Annotated in this window: 20 protein-coding genes; 15 read left to right on the forward strand and 5 right to left on the reverse strand. The window is 58.4% G+C overall.

All coding sequences use genetic code 11. The features are described from left to right. The first annotated feature begins 126 nt into the window (after window positions 1-126). Window positions 127-813 (forward strand): hypothetical protein, encoded by a 687-nt coding sequence (locus tag H598_RS23850; RefSeq protein ID WP_211227280.1) that lies wholly within the window; start codon window positions 127-129, stop codon window positions 811-813. On the opposite strand, the gene metG is transcribed toward H598_RS23850, so the two are convergent. After that, window positions 806-2,860 (reverse strand): methionine--tRNA ligase, encoded by a 2,055-nt coding sequence (metG, locus tag H598_RS0109100; RefSeq protein WP_028112747.1) that lies wholly within the window; start codon window positions 2,858-2,860, stop codon window positions 806-808. The two genes, H598_RS23850 and metG, sit on opposite strands and share 8 nt — an antisense overlap. A 157-nt stretch (window positions 2,861-3,017) precedes the next feature. Here metG and apbC point away from each other — a divergent pair, with 157 nt between their 5' ends. From apbC to H598_RS0109145, 9 genes are all read left to right on the forward strand, one after another. Continuing rightward, on the forward strand, window positions 3,018-4,130 hold the full coding sequence (gene apbC / locus H598_RS0109105) for an iron-sulfur cluster carrier protein ApbC (RefSeq protein ID WP_028112748.1): 1,113 nt from the start codon (window positions 3,018-3,020) through the stop codon (window positions 4,128-4,130). A gap of 65 nt (window positions 4,131-4,195) precedes the next feature. Then, window positions 4,196-4,834 carry a uridine kinase gene (udk, locus tag H598_RS0109110; protein WP_028112749.1) on the forward strand — a complete coding sequence of 213 codons (639 nt, stop codon included), beginning with the start codon at window positions 4,196-4,198 and terminating at the stop codon, window positions 4,832-4,834. Between the two features lie 52 nt (window positions 4,835-4,886). Beyond that, window positions 4,887-5,471: a dCTP deaminase gene (gene dcd / locus H598_RS0109115; protein ID WP_028112750.1), complete on the forward strand. Its 585-nt coding sequence runs from the start codon at window positions 4,887-4,889 to the stop codon at window positions 5,469-5,471. Further along, complete coding sequence (gene pabC / locus H598_RS23855; RefSeq protein ID WP_051252619.1) at window positions 5,471-6,283, forward strand: aminodeoxychorismate lyase; 813 nt, start codon at window positions 5,471-5,473, stop codon at window positions 6,281-6,283. The genes dcd and pabC overlap by 1 nt, the downstream gene beginning before the upstream one ends. Next, the gene (gene mltG, locus H598_RS0109125; protein ID WP_028112751.1) at window positions 6,277-7,287 is read left to right on the forward strand and encodes an endolytic transglycosylase MltG; all 1,011 of its coding nucleotides are present in this window, start codon (window positions 6,277-6,279) and stop codon (window positions 7,285-7,287) included. The genes pabC and mltG overlap by 7 nt, the downstream gene beginning before the upstream one ends. Further along, complete coding sequence (gene tmk / locus H598_RS0109130; protein WP_028112752.1) at window positions 7,287-7,919, forward strand: dTMP kinase; 633 nt, start codon at window positions 7,287-7,289, stop codon at window positions 7,917-7,919. Before mltG ends, tmk begins: the two co-directional genes overlap by 1 nt. Continuing rightward, window positions 7,916-8,821 (forward strand): DNA polymerase III subunit delta', encoded by a 906-nt coding sequence (gene holB / locus H598_RS23860; RefSeq protein ID WP_051252620.1) that lies wholly within the window; start codon window positions 7,916-7,918, stop codon window positions 8,819-8,821. The genes tmk and holB overlap by 4 nt, the downstream gene beginning before the upstream one ends. 21 nt (window positions 8,822-8,842) lie before the next feature. Next, window positions 8,843-9,166 (forward strand): PilZ domain-containing protein, encoded by a 324-nt coding sequence (locus tag H598_RS0109140; protein ID WP_028112753.1) that lies wholly within the window; start codon window positions 8,843-8,845, stop codon window positions 9,164-9,166. 42 nt (window positions 9,167-9,208) lie between these two features. Beyond that, a complete protein-coding gene (locus tag H598_RS0109145; protein ID WP_028112754.1) occupies window positions 9,209-9,973 on the forward strand; it encodes a TatD family hydrolase in 765 nt (254 codons plus the stop codon). Between the two features lie 268 nt (window positions 9,974-10,241). Here H598_RS0109145 and rsmF read toward each other — a convergent pair whose 3' ends face one another. Further along, window positions 10,242-11,657 carry a 16S rRNA (cytosine(1407)-C(5))-methyltransferase RsmF gene (rsmF, locus tag H598_RS0109150; RefSeq protein ID WP_028112755.1) on the reverse strand — a complete coding sequence of 472 codons (1,416 nt, stop codon included), beginning with the start codon at window positions 11,655-11,657 and terminating at the stop codon, window positions 10,242-10,244. Window positions 11,658-11,726: 69 nt separating this feature from the next. On the opposite strand from rsmF, the gene H598_RS0109155 reads away from it, so the two are divergent. Continuing rightward, on the forward strand, window positions 11,727-12,956 hold the full coding sequence (locus H598_RS0109155) for a nucleoside recognition domain-containing protein (RefSeq protein ID WP_028112756.1): 1,230 nt from the start codon (window positions 11,727-11,729) through the stop codon (window positions 12,954-12,956). A gap of 45 nt (window positions 12,957-13,001) precedes the next feature. Here the strand turns inward: H598_RS0109155 and H598_RS0109160 are convergent, their stop codons facing one another. From H598_RS0109160 to H598_RS0109170, 3 genes are read right to left on the reverse strand one after another with little or no spacing between them, the layout of a single operon-like run. Further along, complete coding sequence (locus H598_RS0109160; protein WP_028112757.1) at window positions 13,002-15,596, reverse strand: MlaD family protein; 2,595 nt, start codon at window positions 15,594-15,596, stop codon at window positions 13,002-13,004. Then, window positions 15,586-16,209 (reverse strand): paraquat-inducible protein A, encoded by a 624-nt coding sequence (locus H598_RS0109165; RefSeq protein ID WP_028112758.1) that lies wholly within the window; start codon window positions 16,207-16,209, stop codon window positions 15,586-15,588. The genes H598_RS0109160 and H598_RS0109165 overlap by 11 nt, the downstream gene beginning before the upstream one ends. Then, a complete protein-coding gene (locus H598_RS0109170) occupies window positions 16,187-16,729 on the reverse strand; it encodes a paraquat-inducible protein A (protein WP_245595580.1) in 543 nt (180 codons plus the stop codon). Before H598_RS0109170 ends, H598_RS0109165 begins: the two co-directional genes overlap by 23 nt. Window positions 16,730-16,964: 235 nt before the next feature. Between H598_RS0109170 and H598_RS0109175 the strand changes: the two genes are divergently transcribed. The 4 genes from H598_RS0109175 to prc are packed head-to-tail and all read left to right on the forward strand — an operon-like array spanning window position 16,965 to window position 20,493. After that, window positions 16,965-17,450, forward strand: coding sequence for a GAF domain-containing protein (locus H598_RS0109175; RefSeq protein ID WP_371878122.1), 486 nt, complete (start codon window positions 16,965-16,967; stop codon window positions 17,448-17,450). Further along, window positions 17,451-17,750, forward strand: coding sequence for a hypothetical protein (locus H598_RS23865; protein WP_051252621.1), 300 nt, complete (start codon window positions 17,451-17,453; stop codon window positions 17,748-17,750). Beyond that, window positions 17,740-18,384, forward strand: a complete 645-nt coding sequence (gene proQ / locus H598_RS0109185) for an RNA chaperone ProQ (protein WP_028112761.1) — start codon at window positions 17,740-17,742, stop codon at window positions 18,382-18,384. The genes H598_RS23865 and proQ overlap by 11 nt, the downstream gene beginning before the upstream one ends. 51 nt (window positions 18,385-18,435) lie before the next feature. Continuing rightward, on the forward strand, window positions 18,436-20,493 hold the full coding sequence (prc, locus tag H598_RS0109190; RefSeq protein ID WP_156896986.1) for a carboxy terminal-processing peptidase: 2,058 nt from the start codon (window positions 18,436-18,438) through the stop codon (window positions 20,491-20,493). Window positions 20,494-20,790 lie beyond the last annotated feature (297 nt).

The following is a 20,790-nucleotide window of genomic DNA, read 5'->3' on the forward strand; positions in this document are numbered from 1 at the left end:
GCTTTTTTTTACTTTGAATTGGCGAAACCCCGAAGCTGCGGACATACTCAAGGCGTCATTTTGGGAACGTCGTTTCAAACTGTTAAGGCCGGGATGCCGCACTGCCTGAGTTGTGGATGAGTGACCATGCCCCCAAAACAGATTCTCTCGCTGCTGCTGCGCCGTGATCGGGCGCTGTCTTGCCTGTTGTACGCCTGTGTTCCTGCTCTGCTGTTTTACGCCTTGTCGTTGATGACCCTGTCCGCGTCCGGATTTGAACTGATGCAGATACTGCGGGATCCGGCTCAGCAGAGCGGCCAGTCCAGTTTCCTGGGCTTTCTATCCAACATCGGTACCTGGGTCTGGGTATCGGCCACCGCCATTACCCTGTTTGCCCTGTGGTGTGGCCAGGGGCGTCGCTACACTGAATTGTTGCTGTTGATGGCGGCGTTGTCATCGATGTTGGCCATCGACGATTTCTTCATGATTCACGACCGTTACATCAACCAGAAGATCTGCTATCTGGCCTACGCCCTGTTTGCGTTGGCGTTGGTGGCGCGACACTTTCGCACCATCGTGTCCAGTCAGGGCTTTGCCTTTGTGCTGGCCGGTGGTCTGCTGGCGCTGTCCATCGTCACTGATCTGATTCAGCATCGGCTGCCAATGGCCTATGACCATGTGCAAGTGGTGGAGGAGGGGTTCAAGTTCATTGGGGCGGTCACCTGGCTCTATTTCAGTGCCAGAATGGCGGCCATGGCGCTGCAACCGGCCGAGGCGAGTGCCATTAAAAAGCCCCGCACGGTGGCGGGGCTTGAGGAGACTCGGTTTACTTGATGCGCATGCCGGGCTTGGCACCGGAGTCCGGCGACAGGATGTAGAGTTCATCCTTACCCGGGCCGGCGGCCAGGACCATGCCTTCGGAAACACCGAACTTCATTTCGCGGGGCGCCAGGTTGGCTACCATTACCGTCAGTCGACCTTCGAGATCTTCCGGAGCGTAGGCTGACTTGATGCCGGCAAATACCTGCTTGGTTTCTCCGCCCAGATCCAGCTGCAGTTTCAGCAGTTTCTTGGCTTTCTCGACGTGTTCGGCTTTGGCGATGCGGGCGACCCGCAGATCCACCTTCATGAAATCGTCAAAGCTGACGGTGTCGGCGATGGGATCTTTGGCCAGCTCGTCGTTGTCACCCTCGGCCTCGGCGGCTTGTGCCTTGGGCGCTTCCACCACCAGGTTCTCTTTAGAGGCATCGACCATGGCCGCCACTTTGTCGCTCTCTACGCGCTGAATCAGCGGCTTAAACTTGTTAATGCCGTGACCGGTGAGGGTGGTGGTGATGCCATCCCAGGTCAGCTCGCTGCCGAGGAAGGCCTCGACGTCGCTGGCCATCTGCGGCAATACCGGCTTGAGGTAGGTCATCAGAATGCGGAACAGGTGAATGCCCATGGAGCAGACTTGATGCGCCTTGTCTTCCTGGCCGTCCTGTTTCACCAGCTGCCACGGTGCCATGTCGGCGATGTAGCCGTTGGCCTTGTCTGCCAGCGCCATGATTTCGCGCATGGCGCGGCTGAACTCGCGGCCTTCGTAGCAGTCGGCGATGCTGTCTTGGGCGGCCTGGAACTCGGCCAGCAGCTCAGGGGCATCGATCTGCTCGGACAGCTTGCCGTCGAAGCGTTTGCTGATGAAGCCGGCGGTACGGGAGGCGATGTTCACCAGCTTGCCGACCACGTCGGAGTTCACTCGCTGGGTGAAGTCGTCCAGGTTCAGATCCAGATCATCGATGCGGTTGTTGAGCTTGGCGGCGTAGTAGTAACGCAGGTACTCGGGGTTAAGGTGATCCAGGTAGGTGCGGGCCTTGATGAAGGTGCCGCGGGACTTGGACATCTTGGCACCGTTAACGGTGACGTAGCCGTGGGCGTAAACGCTGGTGGGTTTACGGAATCCGGCGCCGTCCAGCATCGCAGGCCAGAACAGGCTGTGGAAGTAGATGATGTCTTTACCGATGAAGTGGTACAGCTCGGCGTCGGAGTCGGCCTTGAAGTAGTCATCGAAATTCAGGTCATCGCGCTGGTCACACAGGTTCTTGAACGAGCCCATGTAGCCGATAGGGGCATCCAGCCAGACGTAGAAGAACTTCTCGCCGTTGGTGCCCGGAATGTCAAAGCCGAAGTAGGGCTTGTCGCGGCTGATGTCCCATTTCTGCAGACCCTGCTCAAACCACTCCTGCAGCTTGTTGGCCATCTCTTCCTGCAGCGAACCGGAACGGGTCCAGGCCTGCAGCATCTCTTTGAAGGCCGGCAGGTCGAAGAAGAAGTGTTCGGAATCACGCAGTACCGGGGTGGCACCGGAGACCACGGATTTGGGGTTTTTCAGATCCGTCGGGCTGTAGGTGGCACCGCAGTTGTCGCAGTTGTCACCGTTCTGGTCGTCGCTGTCGCACTTAGGGCAGGTGCCCTTGACGAAACGATCCGGCAGGAACATCTCTTTTTCAGGGTCATACAACTGGCTGATGGTGTTGGTTTTGATGTAGCCGGCGTCGTTCAGCCTGGTGTAGATCAGGCTGGCAAATTCGCGGTTCTCTTCACTGTGCGTGGAGTGGTAGTTGTCAAAGCCAATCTGAAACTCGGCGAAATCCGCCTGATGCTCCTTGGCCACCTCGGCGATCATCTGTTCCGGGGTCATCCCCAGTTGTTGGGCTTTCAACATGATCGGGGTGCCGTGGGCATCGTCGGCACAGACGTAGGTACAGTGGTGCCCTCTGAGTTTCTGGAAACGAGACCAGATGTCGGTTTGGATGTACTCCAACATGTGTCCCAGGTGAATCGGACCGTTGGCGTAGGGGAGGGCGCTGGTGACCAGAATCTTTCTTTGTGGAGATGCCATTTTATCTCTTGCATGCAGTGAATTACGGAAGAACGGCAAGTTTAACCGATAGACGGCGCATTTTCATCCATCCAGTGTGTTGTTGCTTGCATATTGCACACGCGAAAGAGGAGAGTTCTGGTACACTTGGCGCAATCTCTCAGTACGGAGCGTGAGCGTGAATCCGAATCCCATTAACGATCAGCTGCCCGAGGCCTTGTCTGCCAAGGTCTTGTCCATCCTTTCCACCCAAATCGATCCTTTCCTGAATCAGAACCTGGTTGAAGCCGGTCTGGTGCGCAGCCTCGACCTCGACGGTCGCTGCCTGAAGCTGGGATTGGTGTACCCCTATCCCTGTCAGAGTAAGTACCGCCAGCGGGTAATGGCCTTGACCAATGCCCTGGCCAAACTCGACGAGATCGACGAGGTGGAGTGCGAGATCGGTCTGAGCGTGCCTCAGGTGCAAGCCGAGGGGCAGGCCGAAGCCGTTAAGGGAGTGAAGAACATCGTGGCGGTGTCGTCCGGTAAGGGCGGCGTCGGTAAGTCCACCACCGCTGTCAACCTGGCCCTGGCTCTGGCCAGTGAAGGGGCCCGAGTGGGACTGCTGGATGCCGACATCTACGGCCCGTCCGTGCCGATCATGTTAGGCGTGAACGACTTCCAACCGGTCAGCACCGATGGCAAGACCATGGAGCCGGCCTTTGCCCATGGCCTGGCAGCCATGTCCATTGGCTTTATGGTCACCGAAGATCAGGCCACCGTTTGGCGTGGACCGATGGCGGCCGGGGCGCTGGTGCAACTGTTGAACGAAACCAACTGGCCGGATCTGGATTACCTGGTCATTGATATGCCACCGGGCACCGGTGACATTCAGCTGACCCTGTCTCAGCAAGTGCCGGTGGCCGGCGCCGTGGTGGTGACCACGCCGCAGGACATTGCCACCGCCGATGCCCGTAAGGGGATCACCATGTTCAACAAGGTCAACATTCCGGTGTTGGGCATTGTCGAGAACATGAGCTACCACATCTGTGGTCAGTGTGGCAGCAAGGAGCACCCGTTTGGCACCGGCGGCGGTCAGGCTACCGCGGATCGCTACGACGTACCGCTGTTGGGCGAACTGCCGCTGAATGTGGCGATTCGTGAAGCGGTGGACGGCGGCAACCCCACCGTGGTGGCCGATCCCGACGGCGACATCAGCGCCCAGTACAAGGCGATCGCCCATAAGACCGCCGCGGCCCTGGTGAACTTGTCGGAGCCAACGGCGCTGGAGATCGAGATTTGCGACGAGTAGGCGCCTTGAGCGCCTATGGTTCACACTAGTATTATTTCTTTCACTTTTTATCTGAAGTACACATCATGGTTAATGAACAACAATGCGTTATCATCGGCATCGCCGGTGCCTCAGCTTCTGGCAAGAGCCTTATCGCCAGAACCATTTGCGACGATCTGCGCCAGGATCTGGGCACCGATCAGATCGCCATGATTACCGAGGATTGTTATTACAAGGATCAGAGTCACCTGTCCATGGAGGAGCGGGTCAAAACCAACTATGACCACCCCAACGCCCTCGACCATGAGTTGCTGTGTCAGCACCTGGCGGCGCTGCGTAACGGCGAGTCGGTGCAGGTACCGAACTACTCCTACACCGAGCACACCCGAATGCAGGACAGCACCCAGGTCACCCCTAAGAAGGTGATCATCCTGGAAGGAATTCTGCTGCTGACCGACCCGAACCTGCGCCAGCACATGCACGCGTCCATCTTCATGGACACGCCGTTGGACATCTGTCTGCTGCGCCGGGTGCGTCGCGACGTTGAGGAGCGGGGCCGGACCATGGATTCGGTGCTGGAGCAGTACCAGCGCACCGTACGGCCGATGTTCATGCAGTTTATCGAGCCCTCTAAGCAACATGCGGACATCATTGTGCCTCGCGGTGGTAAAAACCGCATCGCCATTGATTTCCTCAAAGCCAAAATCCGCCAGCTGGCCAGTTAACGGTCACGGCAATAATAATAAAAGTGTACCCAAAGGTTTAAGGGATAGAACTATGCGTCTTACCGACATTGAGATTGAACAGCATCTGGACGACGGCCTGGTGGTGATCGAGCCGCGGCCAACTCAGGACAAAATTTCCGGAGTCAGCGTGGATGTGACCCTGGGCGATAAGTTTCGGGTGTTTAAAGACCACACCTGCGCCTCCATCGACCTGTCTGGTCCCAGAGACGAGGTTCAGCGGGCGCTGAACAGCGTCATGAGCGACGAGATTGCCATCGGCGAAGAGGAAGCTTTCTACCTGCACCCTGGCGAACTGGCCCTGGGCGCGACCCTGGAATCCCTGACTCTGCCGGCGGACATCGTCGGCTGGCTCGATGGCCGCTCGTCATTGGCGCGGCTCGGCCTGATGGTGCACGTAACCGCGCACCGCATCGATCCCGGCTGGTCTGGTCAGATTGTGCTGGAGTTCTACAACAGCGGCAAACTGCCGCTGGCGTTGCGCCCGGGCATGACCATCGGAGCCCTCAATTTTGAAAAGCTGAATATGGCGTGTGCCCGACCGTACAATAAGCGCAGCAACGCCAAGTACCGGGATCAGCAAGGTGCCGTGGCCAGCCGGATCACCCAGGACAGCTGATGCCGACCTGGGTCGATGGCCAGCGCACGGACGAGCTGGCAGCCGCAGATCGAGGTCTGAATCTCGGTGATGGCCACTTCAGCACCCTGAGGGTCAGCGGTGGCCGCATTGTGGCCTGGCCGCTGCACCGGCAGCGGTTGCAACACGCCTGCGGGCGGCTGTCCATGGGACAGCCCGACTGGACGGCGCTTCAGCACACCCTGGATCAGGCACTGAGCCATTGTGATCCCGCCGAGGCGGTGATCAAGGTGGTGATCACCCGAGGCTGTCAGGGTCGCGGTTACGATCCGATTCTGGATCGGCCACCGACGGTGATAGTCTCCACCTTTGATTACCCCAAGCACTACCTGAACTGGCAACAGCATGGGGTAACGCTGGTCACCGCTCGACTGCGCCTAGGGGCGCAACCGGCGTTGGCGGCCATGAAGACCCTGGGGCGGTTGGAGCAGGTGCTACTGCGCCGCGAACTGTCTCAGTACAGCGCCGACGACTTGCTGGTGTTGGATAACGATGGCCGGGTGATTGAAGCCAGTGCCGCCAATCTGTTTCTGATTCGAGGACAGCGCCTGATCACGCCGTCGCTGGCCCGTTGCGGCGTGGCCGGGGTTATGCGCCATCAGTTGCTTCGCAGTGCTGCCGATCACGGCTGGACCCTTGAGGTCCGGGATGTGGCGCGGGATGAACTGCAACACTGCGACGCCGCCTTTATGACCAACGCCCTGATGGGCGCGGTGCCGGTGATCCGCATCGATGACCGCCCTGTGCCCATTTCACCCTCCATTTCTGACATTCAGCGTCTATTACTATGTTGAAATCCCTGGCCGCTAAGGTGGTGCTTTCTCTGTTCAGCCTGATGCTGGCTGCCGTCATCGGGGCCGCCTACCTGGTGCATCAGCTGGACGCCAAATTGAATCAGCCGCTGCAATTGAGTGAGGTCACCGAGTGGCGATTGCCCGAGGGTTACAGCGTAAACCGGGTAGCCAATAACTGGTCCGGTCGCGGCTGGGTGGAGACCTCATTCTGGATAAAGCTGGCGGTGAAGCTGGACCCGACTCTGGCCCACATCAAAGCCGGCACCTATGACCTGGACCCGTCGCAATCGCTGAAACAGACACTGGCGATGCTGGTCAGCGGCGACCAGAAGACGTTTCGCATCACCCTGGTGGAGGGAGAGACCGTCGCCCAGGTGCTTGAGCGGATCGACGCCCACCCACAGTTGCAACGGACGGTGACGTCGCCGCAGCAACTGGCGGCGCTGATCGGCTTTGACGGTGCCAACCCGGAGGGGATGATCTTCCCGGATACCTACCAGTTTCATGCCGGCGACAGCGATCGTAGCCTGCTGAAACGTGCCGCCGAGCGTTTGACTCAGGAGTTGGACCGCGCCTGGGGCGCCCGCCAGTCGGCGTTGCCTATCGGCTCGGCCTATGAGATGTTGATCCTGGCGTCGATCATCGAGAAGGAGACCGGACTGGGCAGCGAACGGCCGCTGATCGGCTCGGTGTTTGTCAACCGCCTCAATAAGCGGATGCGGTTGCAGACCGACCCGACGGTAATCTACGGCATGGGCGACGCCTATCAGGGCAACATTCGCAAGCAGGATCTGAGGCAGAAGACGCCCTATAACACCTACCGCATCGATGGTCTGCCACCGACGCCCATCGCCATCGTCGGTCGCGAAGCGCTGATGGCAGCGGCTCAGCCGGCCAGCAGTCACTACTACTACTTCGTCGCCCGGGGAGACGGCAGCCATCAGTTTTCTGAAACGCTGCAGCAACACAACCGGGCCGTTAACCGATACATAAGAAAGCGATAATGAATCAACCGAAAATTCCCTCATTTGTGGTTATCGAAGGCCTGGAAGGTGCCGGCAAGAGCTCGGCCATCGAGCGCGTTAACCAGTGGTTTGCACGCCACTTTCCCGATCTGGAGCGGGTCAACACCCGCGAACCGGGGGGCACGCCGCTGGCGGAAGAGATTCGTGAAATCTGGAAACGGCCCCGGGAAGAGGCGATGGCGCCACTGACGGAGCTGTTGATGGTGTACGCCTGCCGGGCGCAACTGGTGGAGTCGGTGATCAAACCGGCCATCGCCGCCGGTAAGGTGGTCATCGGCGACCGCCACAACCTGTCGTCGGTGGCCTACCAGGGCGGCGGTCGAGGCCTGGAGCAGGAGGTGGCCGGGCTGTCGACCATCACCCTGGGGGCGTTCAAACCCTGCCTCACCCTGTATCTGGACATCGACCCCAAGCTGGGCCTGGAGCGGGCCCGCGGCCGCGGCGAACTGGATCGCATCGAGCTGGAGAGCCTGGATTTCTTTGAGCGGGCTCGTCGCTGCTATCTGGACCACGCCGCCTCGGATCCCAATACCGTCAGCATCGATGCCTCTCAGCCCATCGACCAGGTGCAGGCCGACATCGAAGCCGCCCTGGCCAAGGCGCTGCTGTGAATACCCTGCCGCAATCATTGGCGGCCATGCCCTGGCTGGAGCCAAGCTGGCAGCTGTGGCAACAGGCTCGCGCCGGTCACCGTCTCAGCCACGGTTGGCTGCTGTGCGGTGGCGAGGGGATAGGCAAACACCGTCTGGCGCTGGCACTGGCACACAGTCTGTTGTGTGAACAGGGCAAAGATTGCGGCTTGTGCCGCGGCTGCCAGTTGCTGGCCGCCGGTAACCATCCGGATTTCATCGAGCTTAAGCCTGACGGCAAGGTGATCAAAGTGGAGCAGATCCGAGCCTTGCTGCAGGAGCTGTCCCACACCGCTCACCAGGGGGGAGCCCGGGTGGTGGTGGTGCATCAGGCCGATGCCATGAATGGCGCTTCCGCCAACGCGCTGCTTAAGACCCTGGAAGAACCGGCGCCCGGGGTGCACATCTTATTGGTCAGCGATCACGTTAACCGCTTGCTGCCCACCATAGCCAGCCGCTGTCAGCGGTTGCTGGTGGCGACGCCAACCCTGAGCCAGAGCCAGGCTTACCTTGGTCAGCCGTCGCTGCCGACGGAAAAGCTGAGCCGCTATTTGAAGTTGCTGGGGGGGCCGCTGGCGCTGCATCAGGCGATGGAGCAACAACGGCTGGAGCGCATCGATGCCTGGCAACTGGCCTGGCAGCGTAGCCTGGCCGACGGGTTACTGGATGACACCCTGATAAAACTGGATGCCGATGACGCGGCGCTGGCGCTGAAACTGCTCTATATTGAATTGGTAGCGGATCAAAAAAGCTATATCAATCAGGTATACAGCCGATTGCCACTGGCTCGGGCCGTGGCAGACGCCTACCAAACCTTTCAGTTACAGTCGGGGTTGAATCATGTGGCGGTGTTCCAGCACCTGCTGAGCCACGCTTCGCCCTGATTCGGGACTACAGGAGCGTGAATGGAGCGATTGCAATGCCAGTTCGCCAACGCCAACCAGCTGTATCTGGCGTACATGGGGTTTCTGTCTGAAGGCGGGCTGTTCTTTGCTTCGCTGTCACCCTGGCAATTGGGCCAGAGCGTCAGTGTCAGTTATCGCCTGCCCAATGACCCGCTGGAGTATCGCTTCGAAGGGGTGGTGGTGTGGGTCAATCCGGTGGCCGATAAAGAGCGGGCTCAGGGGGTCGGCGTGCGTTTTGGCGCCGATCACAGCAGTCACCGCCACCGCATCGAGCAGGTATTGGCCGATCAGTTATCCTCTTCTCAATTGACCTCAACCCTATAAGCCCTTAAGCTCTGTCGCCTTATTTTATACCGGAGTAACCCCGTGCTGATAGATTCCCATTGCCACCTGGACAGACTGGCCGAACAACCCACCCCAGAGTCATTGGCACCGGTGGTGCAGCGGGCGAGGGACGCCGGTGTGCAGCAGATGTTGTGCGTTTCCGTCAGCCAGGCCGGGTATCAGCAGATGAAGACCATGGTGGCGCCGTACCAGGATGTGCTGCTCTCCTGCGGTGTGCACCCACTGGACATCAAAGAGGGGTTTTGTCGCGATTGGCTGCAGCAGGAAGCGGCAGATCCTCGGGTGGTGGCCATCGGTGAGACCGGGCTGGATTACTACTACAGCAAAGACAACATCGCCGATCAGCAGCAGGCGTTTGCCGAGCACATCGAGGTGGCCAACCAGCTTAACAAGCCAGTGATCGTCCACACCCGTGATGCTCGAGAGGACACCATTGCGATTCTCAAGCAGGGGCAGGGCGTTCAAGGGGTGCTGCACTGTTTCACCGAGAATTGGGCCATGGCAAAAGCGGCGCTGGATCTTGGGTTGTACATCTCCATCTCCGGTATCGTCACCTTTCGCAATGCCGAGCAACTGCGGGACGTGGTGCGCAAGTTGCCGCTGGATCGGTTGCTGGTGGAGACCGACTCTCCCTACCTGGCGCCGATGCCGTACCGGGGTAATCAAAATCAACCGGCCTATGTCAAAGAGGTGGCCCAGTTTGTGGCGGATCTCAAGCACCTGTCCTACGATGCCCTGTGCCAGCAGACCGGAGAGAATTTCCACGCCCTGTTCGGTCGTCGTTGATCGGACAGTCGCGCTAATGGCGATGGTGATTGAGCCGTGGCCATTAGCGCTGGGACAGCGCAGAGGTGCGGCGGGCCAAATTGCAGGCAAAAAAAAGCCCATAACCACTCCAAGTTGTCACAGGCTTAGGGGAACTGTTCGGGCACGCCGCAGCGCACCGGTATAAAATCTCATCTAAAGGTAGCTGAAAAAAGCAGCTTTGACCAATCAATGAATCATATTTATTTACCCTGATTCAGTGTCGGTTTAGCTGCTGCCTTTTGCGGCGTTACTTCAGTGCCACCTTATCCCTGACCAGTTCCCGCGGTAGCGAGTTTTTCAGCTTGTTATTCACCCATTTGGCTAGGCCCAAGGGAAATCCTCGGTAACTGACGATCACCTCTCCCTTACGTTTGTCCGGATTGTCCATGGCCAGGTCCCGCCCTTGCAGGTACTGCACCGCCTGGTCGTCAGTCAGTGCCATCGCCAACGGACTGTCCTGTCCCAGCAGCATCACCAGCTGATGGCTGATTTTGATGCCGTGTTTGTGGCACTCCGCCGCTTTGAGTCCCAGGCGCTGCATGCGGATCTTATCGATAAAGGCGTCGCTGCCGCTTGGGAACAACCACAGTTCATTGTCCCGGCTCATCAGGGTATGGCTGTCCGGCAGTGCCAGACCAAACTGGCTGTGCAGGTGTGCCTCCAGCTCTGCGGTTTGTTTGCGGTTGGCAAAGCCGAACGGGAACCGGCCCAGGCGGGGCTTGCGGTAGTCGCTGTCCACCGACTGAGTCTTGCGAATGGCGGCAATAAAGAAGCCCTCGCTGTCAAACACCTGTGGCCAGATGTGAAGAAAGCCTTCCGGGGTGATCGCCTTGTGGGCGTCGTCGAACAGGCTGGACAGATCTTCAAAGCTCACCGCATCCGGGAAACGCTGGCTCAGGTGATGGCAAACATCCTGGTTTTCCCTGTGGTTCAGGGTGCAGGTGGAGTACACCAACACACCGCCGGGCTTGAGGGCCACAAACGCCGACTCAATCAGGTCGCGCTGCATGGCGGCGATGGACTCGGTGGAGGCCAGCGACCAGTTGTTGAGAGAGTCGGGGTCTTTTCTCAGGGTGCCTTCGCCGGAGCAGGGGGCGTCCAGCAGCACCGCATCGAAGCACTCCGGCAGCGTCGGGCCAAACACCCGGCCGTCGAAGTGGGTCAGGTTGACGTTGCCGATCCCCAGTCGCTGCAGGTTGGCGTGCAATCCTTTGAGCCGAGAAGCCGAATACTCATTGGCGATCAGCACCCCGTCATTGCCCATCCAGGCCGCCAGTTGGGTGGTTTTGGAGCCGGGCGCCGACGCCACATCCAGCACTGCGTCAGGGGCCATCACCAGGCTGGCCATGGCGGTGGGCGGCATCATCGACGACGCCTCCTGAATGTAGAACAGTCCGGCCAGGTGCTCGATGGTGTTACCCAGCATGGTGGATTCGTCGTCCCGGGTGAGCCAGTAGCCGCAGTCGCACCAGGGAACCGGCTCAAACTGCCAGCCTTTGGGCTGCATCATGGCAATGAACGACGGGCAATCGATTTTCAGGGTATTGATGCGTATGGAGCGGCGCAGTGGCATCTGGCTGTAACGGACAAAGTCGTCCATGTTAAGGTGTTCTGGTAGGATCTCGCTGATGGAATTGAGGAAATCCTGTCTTATGTGCGCCATGGTCTGTACCAATATCGTGAAAAAACGGCGCCAAATATAGCATAAAGCGGTTTTGAAAAGGGGATCCGGGTGTTAAATCGATTGTGGTTGGGGCTGTTTGTTTTGGGAACGGCATCCGGGATCTGGCAGTGGCTGATGCACGACCAGGCGCTGATCTTCACCGAGATGACCAACTCGCTGTTTGAGATGGCCAGGTTGACGGTGGAGATCGCCATCGGTTTGCTCGGGGTGTTGGCGCTGTGGCTGGGGTTGATGCGCATCGGCGAACAGTGTGGCCTGATGGAGTGGCTGGCCGCTCGCTTGTCACCGCTGTTTGCGCGGCTAATGCCGGAGGTGCCGGCGGGGCACCCGGCACTGGCCTCGGTGACCATGAATCTGGCGGCCAACGCCCTCGGACTGGACAACGCCGCCACCCCCATGGGGCTGAAGGCGATGCGGGATCTGCAAAGCCTCAACCCCACCCCCCATGTGGCCACCAACGCCCAGATCCTGTTTCTGGTGCTGAACACCTCATCGGTGACCCTATTGCCGGTGACGGTGTTTATGTACCGGGCCCAGCAGGGCGCGGCCAATCCCACCGATGTGTTCATTCCTATCTTATTGGCCACCCTGGCGTCGACCTTGGCGGGTCTGATTGCGGTGGCCAGCATCCAGCGCATTCGATTGCTGGATCGGGTGGTGGTGCTGTGGGGCGGCGTCGCTCTGGCGGCGCTGCTGGCCTCCATCAGTTACCTGATGACGCTGTCGGCGCAGGCGTTGGAGCAGGTGTCGTCGCAGATCAGTGGCCTGGTTCTGGCCGGGGTGGTGATGGCGTTCCTGGGGCTGGCGAGTCGGCGCAAGGTCAACGCCTACGATGCGTTTGTTGGTGGCGCCAAAGAGGGGGTGTCGGTGGTGTTGACCCTGTTGCCTTATCTGTTGGCGATGCTGGTGGCCATCGGTTGGTTTCGGGCCTCCGGTGCACTGGATACGGTGCTGTCGGCTTGTGCCGCCTTGTTTCATGGGTTGGGGATGGACACCCGTTTCGTGGATGCGCTGCCCACCGCCATCATGAAGCCGCTGAGCGGCTCCGGGGCCCGGGCAATGATGGTAGAAACCATGGCGGTGCATGGGGCGGATTCTTTCGCCGGACGCCTGGCGGCGATGTTCCAGGGTTCGACGGAAACCACCTTCTACGTGTTGGCGGTGTATTTCGGCTCGGTAGGGATTCGCAACGGCCGCCATGCGGTATTTTGTGGCCTGACCGCCGATTTTGCCGGTATCTCCGCCGCCATTGCCGTGGCCTACCTGTTTTACGGCTGAGCGGCAGGACATCAAAAAAGGCGCCGATGGGCGCCTTTTTTGAGTTTAGAAGCTGGGCTGCCAGTTGAGCCACTGTTTCTCGGCTTGTTCATACAGGGCGAACCGGGTCAGAGGCTTGACCTGGTTGCTGTCGTTGGTGCTGGACTCGGTTGCAAAGGCGATGCCGCCCATCAACAGCGTGTCGAGAGATTCGGTGTGGATCTCGGCGCCGCTGAACAGCCCCACCTTGACCGACAGACCGCTGGCATTCCAGAAGCGGCTGCTGGTGTTGACCAGGTGGCGATACTGAGGCTTGAGTTCAATGGTGATCTCCACTCGGCTGGCGTCACTGGCCAGGCCATGGCGCACCACTTCGCCGACGGTGATCTGGCGATACAGTACCGGACTGCCGATTTTGACTGAGCCCAGTTGCGACTGGGTCAGTACCAGCCGCAGTGACTGCTCATGTTCATCGGGAACCGGCGCTTCGGTCAGTGCCTGGAACTCCCGTTGACGTGGGCCGCCGTCGGTGCCGGGCAGGGCGGACAAGTGGTTGCCCAGCACCAGGTTGGCAACGTTCTTGGTGCCGGTCAGGCCCAGTTGGGCTTCGGCGACATAGAAGCGGGCGCCCTCCACCAGGAATCGCTGTTGCCACTGAGGATCCAGGGTCAGGGTGGCTTTGAGCCGTTTCAGATCCGGGGTCAATTGCAGTCGCTCCACCTGGCCCAGTTGTTGCTGGTGGTATTTCACCGGTGCCCCTTGTTGAATGTCGGCATCGGCATCCAGGTAGACGGTGGCGCGTACCTTGGGACTCAGGGCGTCGTTGCGGTTGAGGTACAGCCACTTGTCCCGCTCGCCGCTGCCGTCGCCATCGAGGTTGTCGAAGGCGATGCCACCACGCAGCAAGGCCATGGCGGCGGCGGTGTCGATCTCAAATTGAGTCAGGGAGCCGCTGATGCGAACGCCACTGTATTTCCAGAAGCGGGTCTTGTCGGAGATCAGGTGTTGGTACCGTCCCTCCAGCGCCAGTTTGATCTCAAATTGGTCCCCCTTGAGCTGCAGGTCGCGGACGTTGCCCACCTCCATCTGTCGGTAATAGACCGGCGCACCGATGGCCAGACCATCGGCCTTGTCGGTGTTGAGCCTAACCCAGAACGGTTTGGGCGCCTGACTCTGTTCGAAATCATCCAACAGCGGGTAGCGGGCACTTGCCGTGGCCTTGGCCGCGGATGCGCGGGAGAAACTGATGCCACCGTTAAGCAGTTGACCGAATGGCGCCGAGGAGACCGACAGGGCTTTCAGGTCGGCGCTGATGTCCAGCCCCTGTGCCAGCCAGAAGTGGCTGTCGCCGCCCACCAACTGGTGATACGGGGCGTTAATCCAGACCTCGATGCCGATGCTGCCTTCCGACTCCAGGTCGAGGCCGATGACTTCCCCCACGGGCAGTTGTTTGAAGCGCACCGGCGATCCCACATCCAGGCCGGCGGCATCATCGCGGTACAGGGTCAGGGCAATGCCGTCGCGGCTGCTGTCCGGCGCTTCACTGCCAAGTTCGAAGCGGTACTGGGGATCGCCGCTGCCGGGCTCGACGCTGATGAAGTCCCCCAGCAGCAGGTTGCCGATGTGCTTGGCGCCGGTAAACGAGAGTTGCCCTTTTACTTGCCAGAACTCGCTGCCGCTGACCAGCAGGTGGCGGTAGTTGTCGCGAATGGCGGCGTTGAGGCGCACGCCATCCTCGCTGGCGCTGACGTCGGTGAGTTCGCCGATGTCGACGCCGCGCAGGCGAATCTTGCTGCCGGGCTTGAGTCCTTCGGCGCTGTCGGCACTGAAACTGATAAAGTGATCCTGGGTGGCGGCTTTGCGATCCGGGTACAGCTTAAACCGAGCGCCGCTGACGGCCGCTTCACCCACTTCCGGGGAATCGAAGGCGATGCCGCCGGTCAGCAGTGACGCCAGACTCTCCAGCTCCACTTTCACTCCGGACAGGGAGGCGTCGGCTTTGAGGCCGCTGACGTTCCAGAAGTGGGAGTTTTCCTTGACCAGCGGCGCGTAGCTGCGGTCAATCTGAGCGGTTACCTGAACCTTCTTGGTGTCGGGATCCAGCACCGACTGCAGAATGTCGCCTACCTTCATTTGTTGATAGTAGACGCTGGAACCGGCATCCAGTGAGCCGCCTTTGTCGGCCTCGAGGTGGATGATAGTGGCGCCGTCGACGGAGGCCGGTGCCATGGTGTCGGCATTGAATCGCACCCGTCGTTTGCCTTCGCCGGGCTTCATGGCGATGTAATTACCGGAGAACAGCGCATCCAGACCTTCGACCCCGGTAATGGACGCCTTGGGGCTGACCAGCCAGAAGCGAGTGTCCTGACGCAGCAGGTCGTCGACGGTGTGATCCATCTTGATCAGCACATTCACCGAGGAGCGGTCGCCACTGAGGTCGACCTCCCGCACCATCCCTACCACCAGGCCCTGGTACTTAACCAGAGTCTTGCGGGCTTCAATGCCGTTGGCATTGGGGAACTGAATGCGGATCTCGGTGCCTTGCTCCTTGATGTAGGTAAACAGCAGCCAGGCTCCGAGGATCACCGCCAGAATCGGCAGAATCCAGATGGGAGAGAGTAGCTTCTTGCGCCTCACACGAGGGGACTGGTTAGTGTTCATGTTCGTCTTCAAGATCCCAAAGTAAACGAGTATCGATGGATTTTGCCGCAAACTGGGTGAACAGAATCACCATGGCAAAAAAGGTGGCGGCGGGGGCAGGTTTGGCGTCCAGCAGTTGCCCCATGTTAATCAGGCTGGCGACGATGCCGATCACAAACAGATCCAGCATCGACCAGCGGCCGATGAATTCGATGACGTGATAGAAAAACATCAGCCGTTTACGGCCGACTCGCCATTTCAGAGTAATGGTCAGCAATATCACCGTCAGGCCGACAACCTTCAGTACCGGTACCGCGATGCTGGCCACAAAAACGATGATGGCGATCCCCAGCATCCCGGAAGTCACCAGCGACACTATGCCGGTGTAGATGGTGTCCAGCACCATCACCCCTTGATTGGTGGTTTGAGTGATGGGGTAGAAGTTGGCGGGTCCCAGCATCACCATGGCGGTGATCAGCAGCGCCCAGGCATGCTGCAAGCTGTCGGGTTTGCGCCTGTGCACCGGGGTGTGGCAGCGCGGGCAGTGGCTGAGCTCGGCCACCACATTGTGGCAACCGCGGCACAGCTTCCACTGGCGGTCGATGCCGCGCTCACTGTCGATAGGTTTGGTCATAGCGTTGCCACATCAGGTCACGGTTGTATTCATATTGCACGTAAAAGGTAATCACAAACAGCAACATAAAGCAGAAGGTGCCGGCGCCGTAGTGCAGGTCGGCAAAATCGCCGAGCTTGAATGCCGCCACCAGAAAACTGATCAGGTACACCTCCAGCATGGCGATCTGATCCAGCATCGGGTGCCACTTGATTAACTGCCGGGCCAGCGACTTGCCGATCTTGAGTTTAAGCAGGACCAGTTGGCCCAGGATCGACAGTAGCACCAACAGCGGTGCCAGCACGCCGGCAGTAAAGATGGCGATACCCACCAGCCAGAACCCCTGCTCAAAGGTGATGACGGCACCAAAAGCGATGGTGGCCTGGCGCACGCTGCCCAGCAAGTTAACTTCAAGAATGGGCAACAGGTTGGCGGGGATAAACAGAATCAGCGCGGTCAGGGTCAGCGCCGCCAGGGCGCTGTGGTCGCAGTAGGGTGAATCGGCCAGTCGACTTTGGCAGCGAGGACAGAAAAGCCGCATCCCTTTGGGGAGTGCCCGGCGACGAACAATCTGGTCGCAATGAGGGCAGAGGAGGGAGCAATTCGACAAAGTTTACCGCCACTTAGATGAAGTATTAGCACCTATGATAGCGAAACCCGTAGGAAATTCGCCATTTTTTGCTCGGAAAGCCATTTAAATTGGTCTAACCAGCCCTGCGGACTTGACTGGGCTTTGAGAAATTGGGTTAATGGCAACCTTATGTGACTTAACCACTATGATGATGTCGACCCCTATTAACAATTCCTATTCAACTTTGGTCAAACAGGGCCGCGCCCTGATCGAAGATGAGCCCAATCTTATCGCCAATCTGGCCAATCTTTCCGCCCTTATCTATAACTCGGTCCCGGATCTGAACTGGGCCGGATTCTATATGGTGGACAGTGATACGACATTGGTATTGGGACCGTTTCAGGGGCAGGTTGCCTGTGTCCGCATCGAGATTGGCAAAGGGGTGTGTGGCACCGCGGTGGCCACCGACAGCACCCAGAGAATCGATGATGTGCACGCCTTTGCCGGCCACATCGCCTGCGATGCAGCCAGTAACTCTGAACTGGTGGTTCCGATCCATTACCAAGGCAAAGTGATTGCGGTCCTCGATCTGGACAGCCCGTTGATTGGGCGATTCCAGCAACAGGAACAGATCGGCTTTGAAGCCTTGATTACCGAGTTAGAAGCGCATCTAGAAAAGGTGGGTTTGTAAGTGAAAGAACTGGTCACAATCCACAGTTACCTAGTCGATGCCGAAGGCATTGGCGACTGGGAAGGTGAAGAGGAGATTGCTGCAGATAACCTCAATCGCCTCTATCATGCAGTTTATGACGCGGCCGATGACGACATGGAGCCCGCTTCCCTGGAAGCCATGTTGGATGCCATCTGGCCGTATTGGCAACACAATCCCGAATTAGTCGAGTTGGACGAGGATATGATGGCAGGGTTCGTTGAATCCCTGTTTGAGCATTTCGCCAACCAATCGGGACAGGAAGAGTTTAATGACTACTGAGAACCAAACCAAGCTTTCCGACACCAAGGCGGTAATCGCCTTTCTGTGTGAGAAGTTTCCAAACTGTTTTAGCCTTGAGGGCGACGCCAAACCATTAAAAGTTGGCTTGTTCCAGGACCTGGCTGAAGCCCTGGCCGATGACGAAACTGTGAGTAAAACCCAGTTGCGTCAGGCGCTGCGTCGCTACACCAACAGCTGGCGTTACCTGCGTTGCGTTAAAGCGGGCACTCAGCGTGTTGATCTGCAAGGTGAAGCTTGTGGCGAAATCGACGCACAGCACGTTGAGCATGCTCAACAGGCGCTGAAAGAGAGTCAGGAAAAAGCCAAGGCTCGTAAAATTGAGCAGGGCAAGCAAAACAAAGGAAACCCTGAGGCAAAGAAACGGTCTAAGCTGAAGAGTAAACCCGTTTCTGCCCCTCGCGCCAAGGCTGCTGAAGCCAAGCGTGAAGAGAAGCCTCGTCCTGAACTGAAGACGGTTGAAGCCGCGGCTTTGAGCGTTGACCAGAAGGTTAAAGTTCAGTTGGGCCGAGCGCCGGCCAGCGGTGTTGTTGTTGATATCAACAAAGATGACGTTCAGGTCCGTCTGGATTCAGGCATGACGGTTAAAGTGAAGGCCTCACACATTCGCATCTGAACCACAGTGGTCTAAAGGAGTAAAGTATTGATGGTGAAAACGAGTCCTAAAATGACCCGATTGGCAACCTGGTTTGCTGGTGCGCTGTTTAGCGTCCAAGCGCTGGCACTGAGCCCGGTAATCACTCAAGATGAGATTCCCGTACTGGCACAGGAAGCCCAGCACAAGGTAGCAAGCAAGCGGGTTACGAACCTTTTTTCTCGTTCTCACTATCGAAAGTTTGCGATGGACACCGAGTTCTCCCAGCAGATCTTTGATCGCTACCTGGAGCAGCTCGATTTCAACAAGAGCATCTTTACTCAGTCCGAGGTGGATGGCTTTAACCGCTATCGCGATGGTTTTGCGGCGGCGATTCAAAAAGGCGACATGAAGGATGCCTACAGCATCTATCAAGTGGCCCTGGAGAAGCGTTATACCCGCTTCAGCTACGCGCTTAGCCTGCTGGACAAGCCGTTTAACTTCGATCAGGCCGGCGATAAGTATTACTTCGACCGCGAAGACGCCCAGTGGGCCAAGTCAGAATCTGAGTTGGATGAACTGTGGCGTCAGCGGGTCAAGAACGATGCCCTCAATCTGAAACTGACCGGTAAAGAGTGGCCTGAGATCAAGGAGATGCTGGGTAAGCGATACAACAATGCCCTCAAGCGCCTGAGTCAGACCCACTCCGAAGACGTGTTTCAGAACGTGATGGGCGCCTTCGCTTACAGCATTGAGCCTCACACCAGCTACCTGTCTCCCCGCAACGCCGATCGGTTCCAAACCGAGATGAACCTGTCTCTGGAAGGAATTGGTGCGGTGCTGCAGGTACGCGACGATTACACCACCATTCGTTCTCTGGTTCCTGGTGGGCCGGCAGACAGCAATGGTGGCATCAAACCGGAAGACCGCATCACCGGTGTGGGTCAGGAAGGGGAAGAGATCGTCGATGTCATCGGCTGGCGTCTGGATGATGTGGTCGAGTTGATTAAAGGGCCGAAAGGCTCCAAGGTGACCCTGGAAATTCTTCCTAAGAAGGGCGGCAGCAATGCCAAACCGAAAACCGTTGTCATCGTTCGTGACAAGGTGAAACTGGAAGACCGGGCGGTAAAATCGGAAGTCTATGTGCCCAGTGACGGTCCCTATCAGGGGCGTCGCCTCGGTGTTATCGAAATCCCGAGTTTCTATGTCAACATCTCTCAGGATGTGGCCAAAGAGTTGGAAAAGCTGGAGGCGGAAAACGTTGAAGCCATCAGCATTGACTTGCGCAATAACGGCGGTGGCTCGCTCAGCGAGGCAACCCTGTTAACCGGCCTGTTTATCTCGCAGGGACCCGTGGTTCAGATCCGTGATCAGCGGGGCCGCATCAACATCAATCGCGACAGCGACGGTCGCATCAGCTACGCCGGTCCGATGACCGTGCTGGTTAACCGTTACAGCGCCTCGGCATCGGAGATCTTCGCCGCCGCCATGCAGGACTACGGTCGTGCCATGGTGATTGGTGAGCCGACCTTTGGTAAAGGCACTGTGCAGCAGCACCGCAGCCTGGGCAAAGCTTACGATCTGTTTGAGAAGCCCATGGGGCACGTTCAGTACACCATCGCCCGGTTCTATCGAATCAACGGTGGCAGTACTCAGTTGAAGGGGGTAACCCCGGACATCGAGTACCCAAGCTTCTTCGTGCCCGGCGAGTACGGTGAATCCCAGGAAGACAATGCGTTGCCTTGGGACACGGTGCCAAAGGCCCATTACGATACTGTCAATGAAGTGCCTAAGACCATGGTCAGTACCCTGACGGCCAACTACCTGAAGCGTACCGACACCAATCCGGAGTTTGGTTACCTGAAGGAAGACATTCGTGAGTATCGCGCCGAGAAAGACAAAGGCTATGTCAGCCTGGTGGAATCTGAGCGTGAGGCCAAACGGGAAGCGGACGACGCCACCGAGCTCACGCGCACCAACGAGCGGCGTCAGCGTCAGGGGCTGGAGCCACTGAAGCAGTTGGAAGACGCCGGCGATGACGATGAGCTGGTGGCGGATGACAGCGACGAGGACAACGACTACCTGCTGGCTGAGTCGGCCAACATCACCTTTGATATGGTGGACTGGAGCCGTCTGGCCAAGCAGAAGTAACCCTGAGCTTTGATTAGAAAAACCGCCTTCGGGCGGTTTTTTTGTGTCTGAAATTCCCGCTATCGGCCAAATCGCGGCTGGCCGTGGCTGAACTAACGCGATCAATGGCTGCCATTGCTGGCCACTTTGGCGCGTCATTCAGGTGCAGGGAGGTCGACTGGTTCGAATTCAGGTCAGCGGCGCCCTTTAGCGTGGATTGTGCTGCTGACAGCGGCCCGTCCCGCGTCGTCGGGACTGGGCATCCGCTGGTGATTGTGCTAAATCTAGAGGTTGAGCAACAATATATTAACAATAACA

Origin of the sequence: Ferrimonas kyonanensis DSM 18153 (assembly GCF_000425405.1) — a bacterium.
In the GTDB taxonomy this organism is placed as follows: domain Bacteria; phylum Pseudomonadota; class Gammaproteobacteria; order Enterobacterales; family Shewanellaceae; genus Ferrimonas; species Ferrimonas kyonanensis.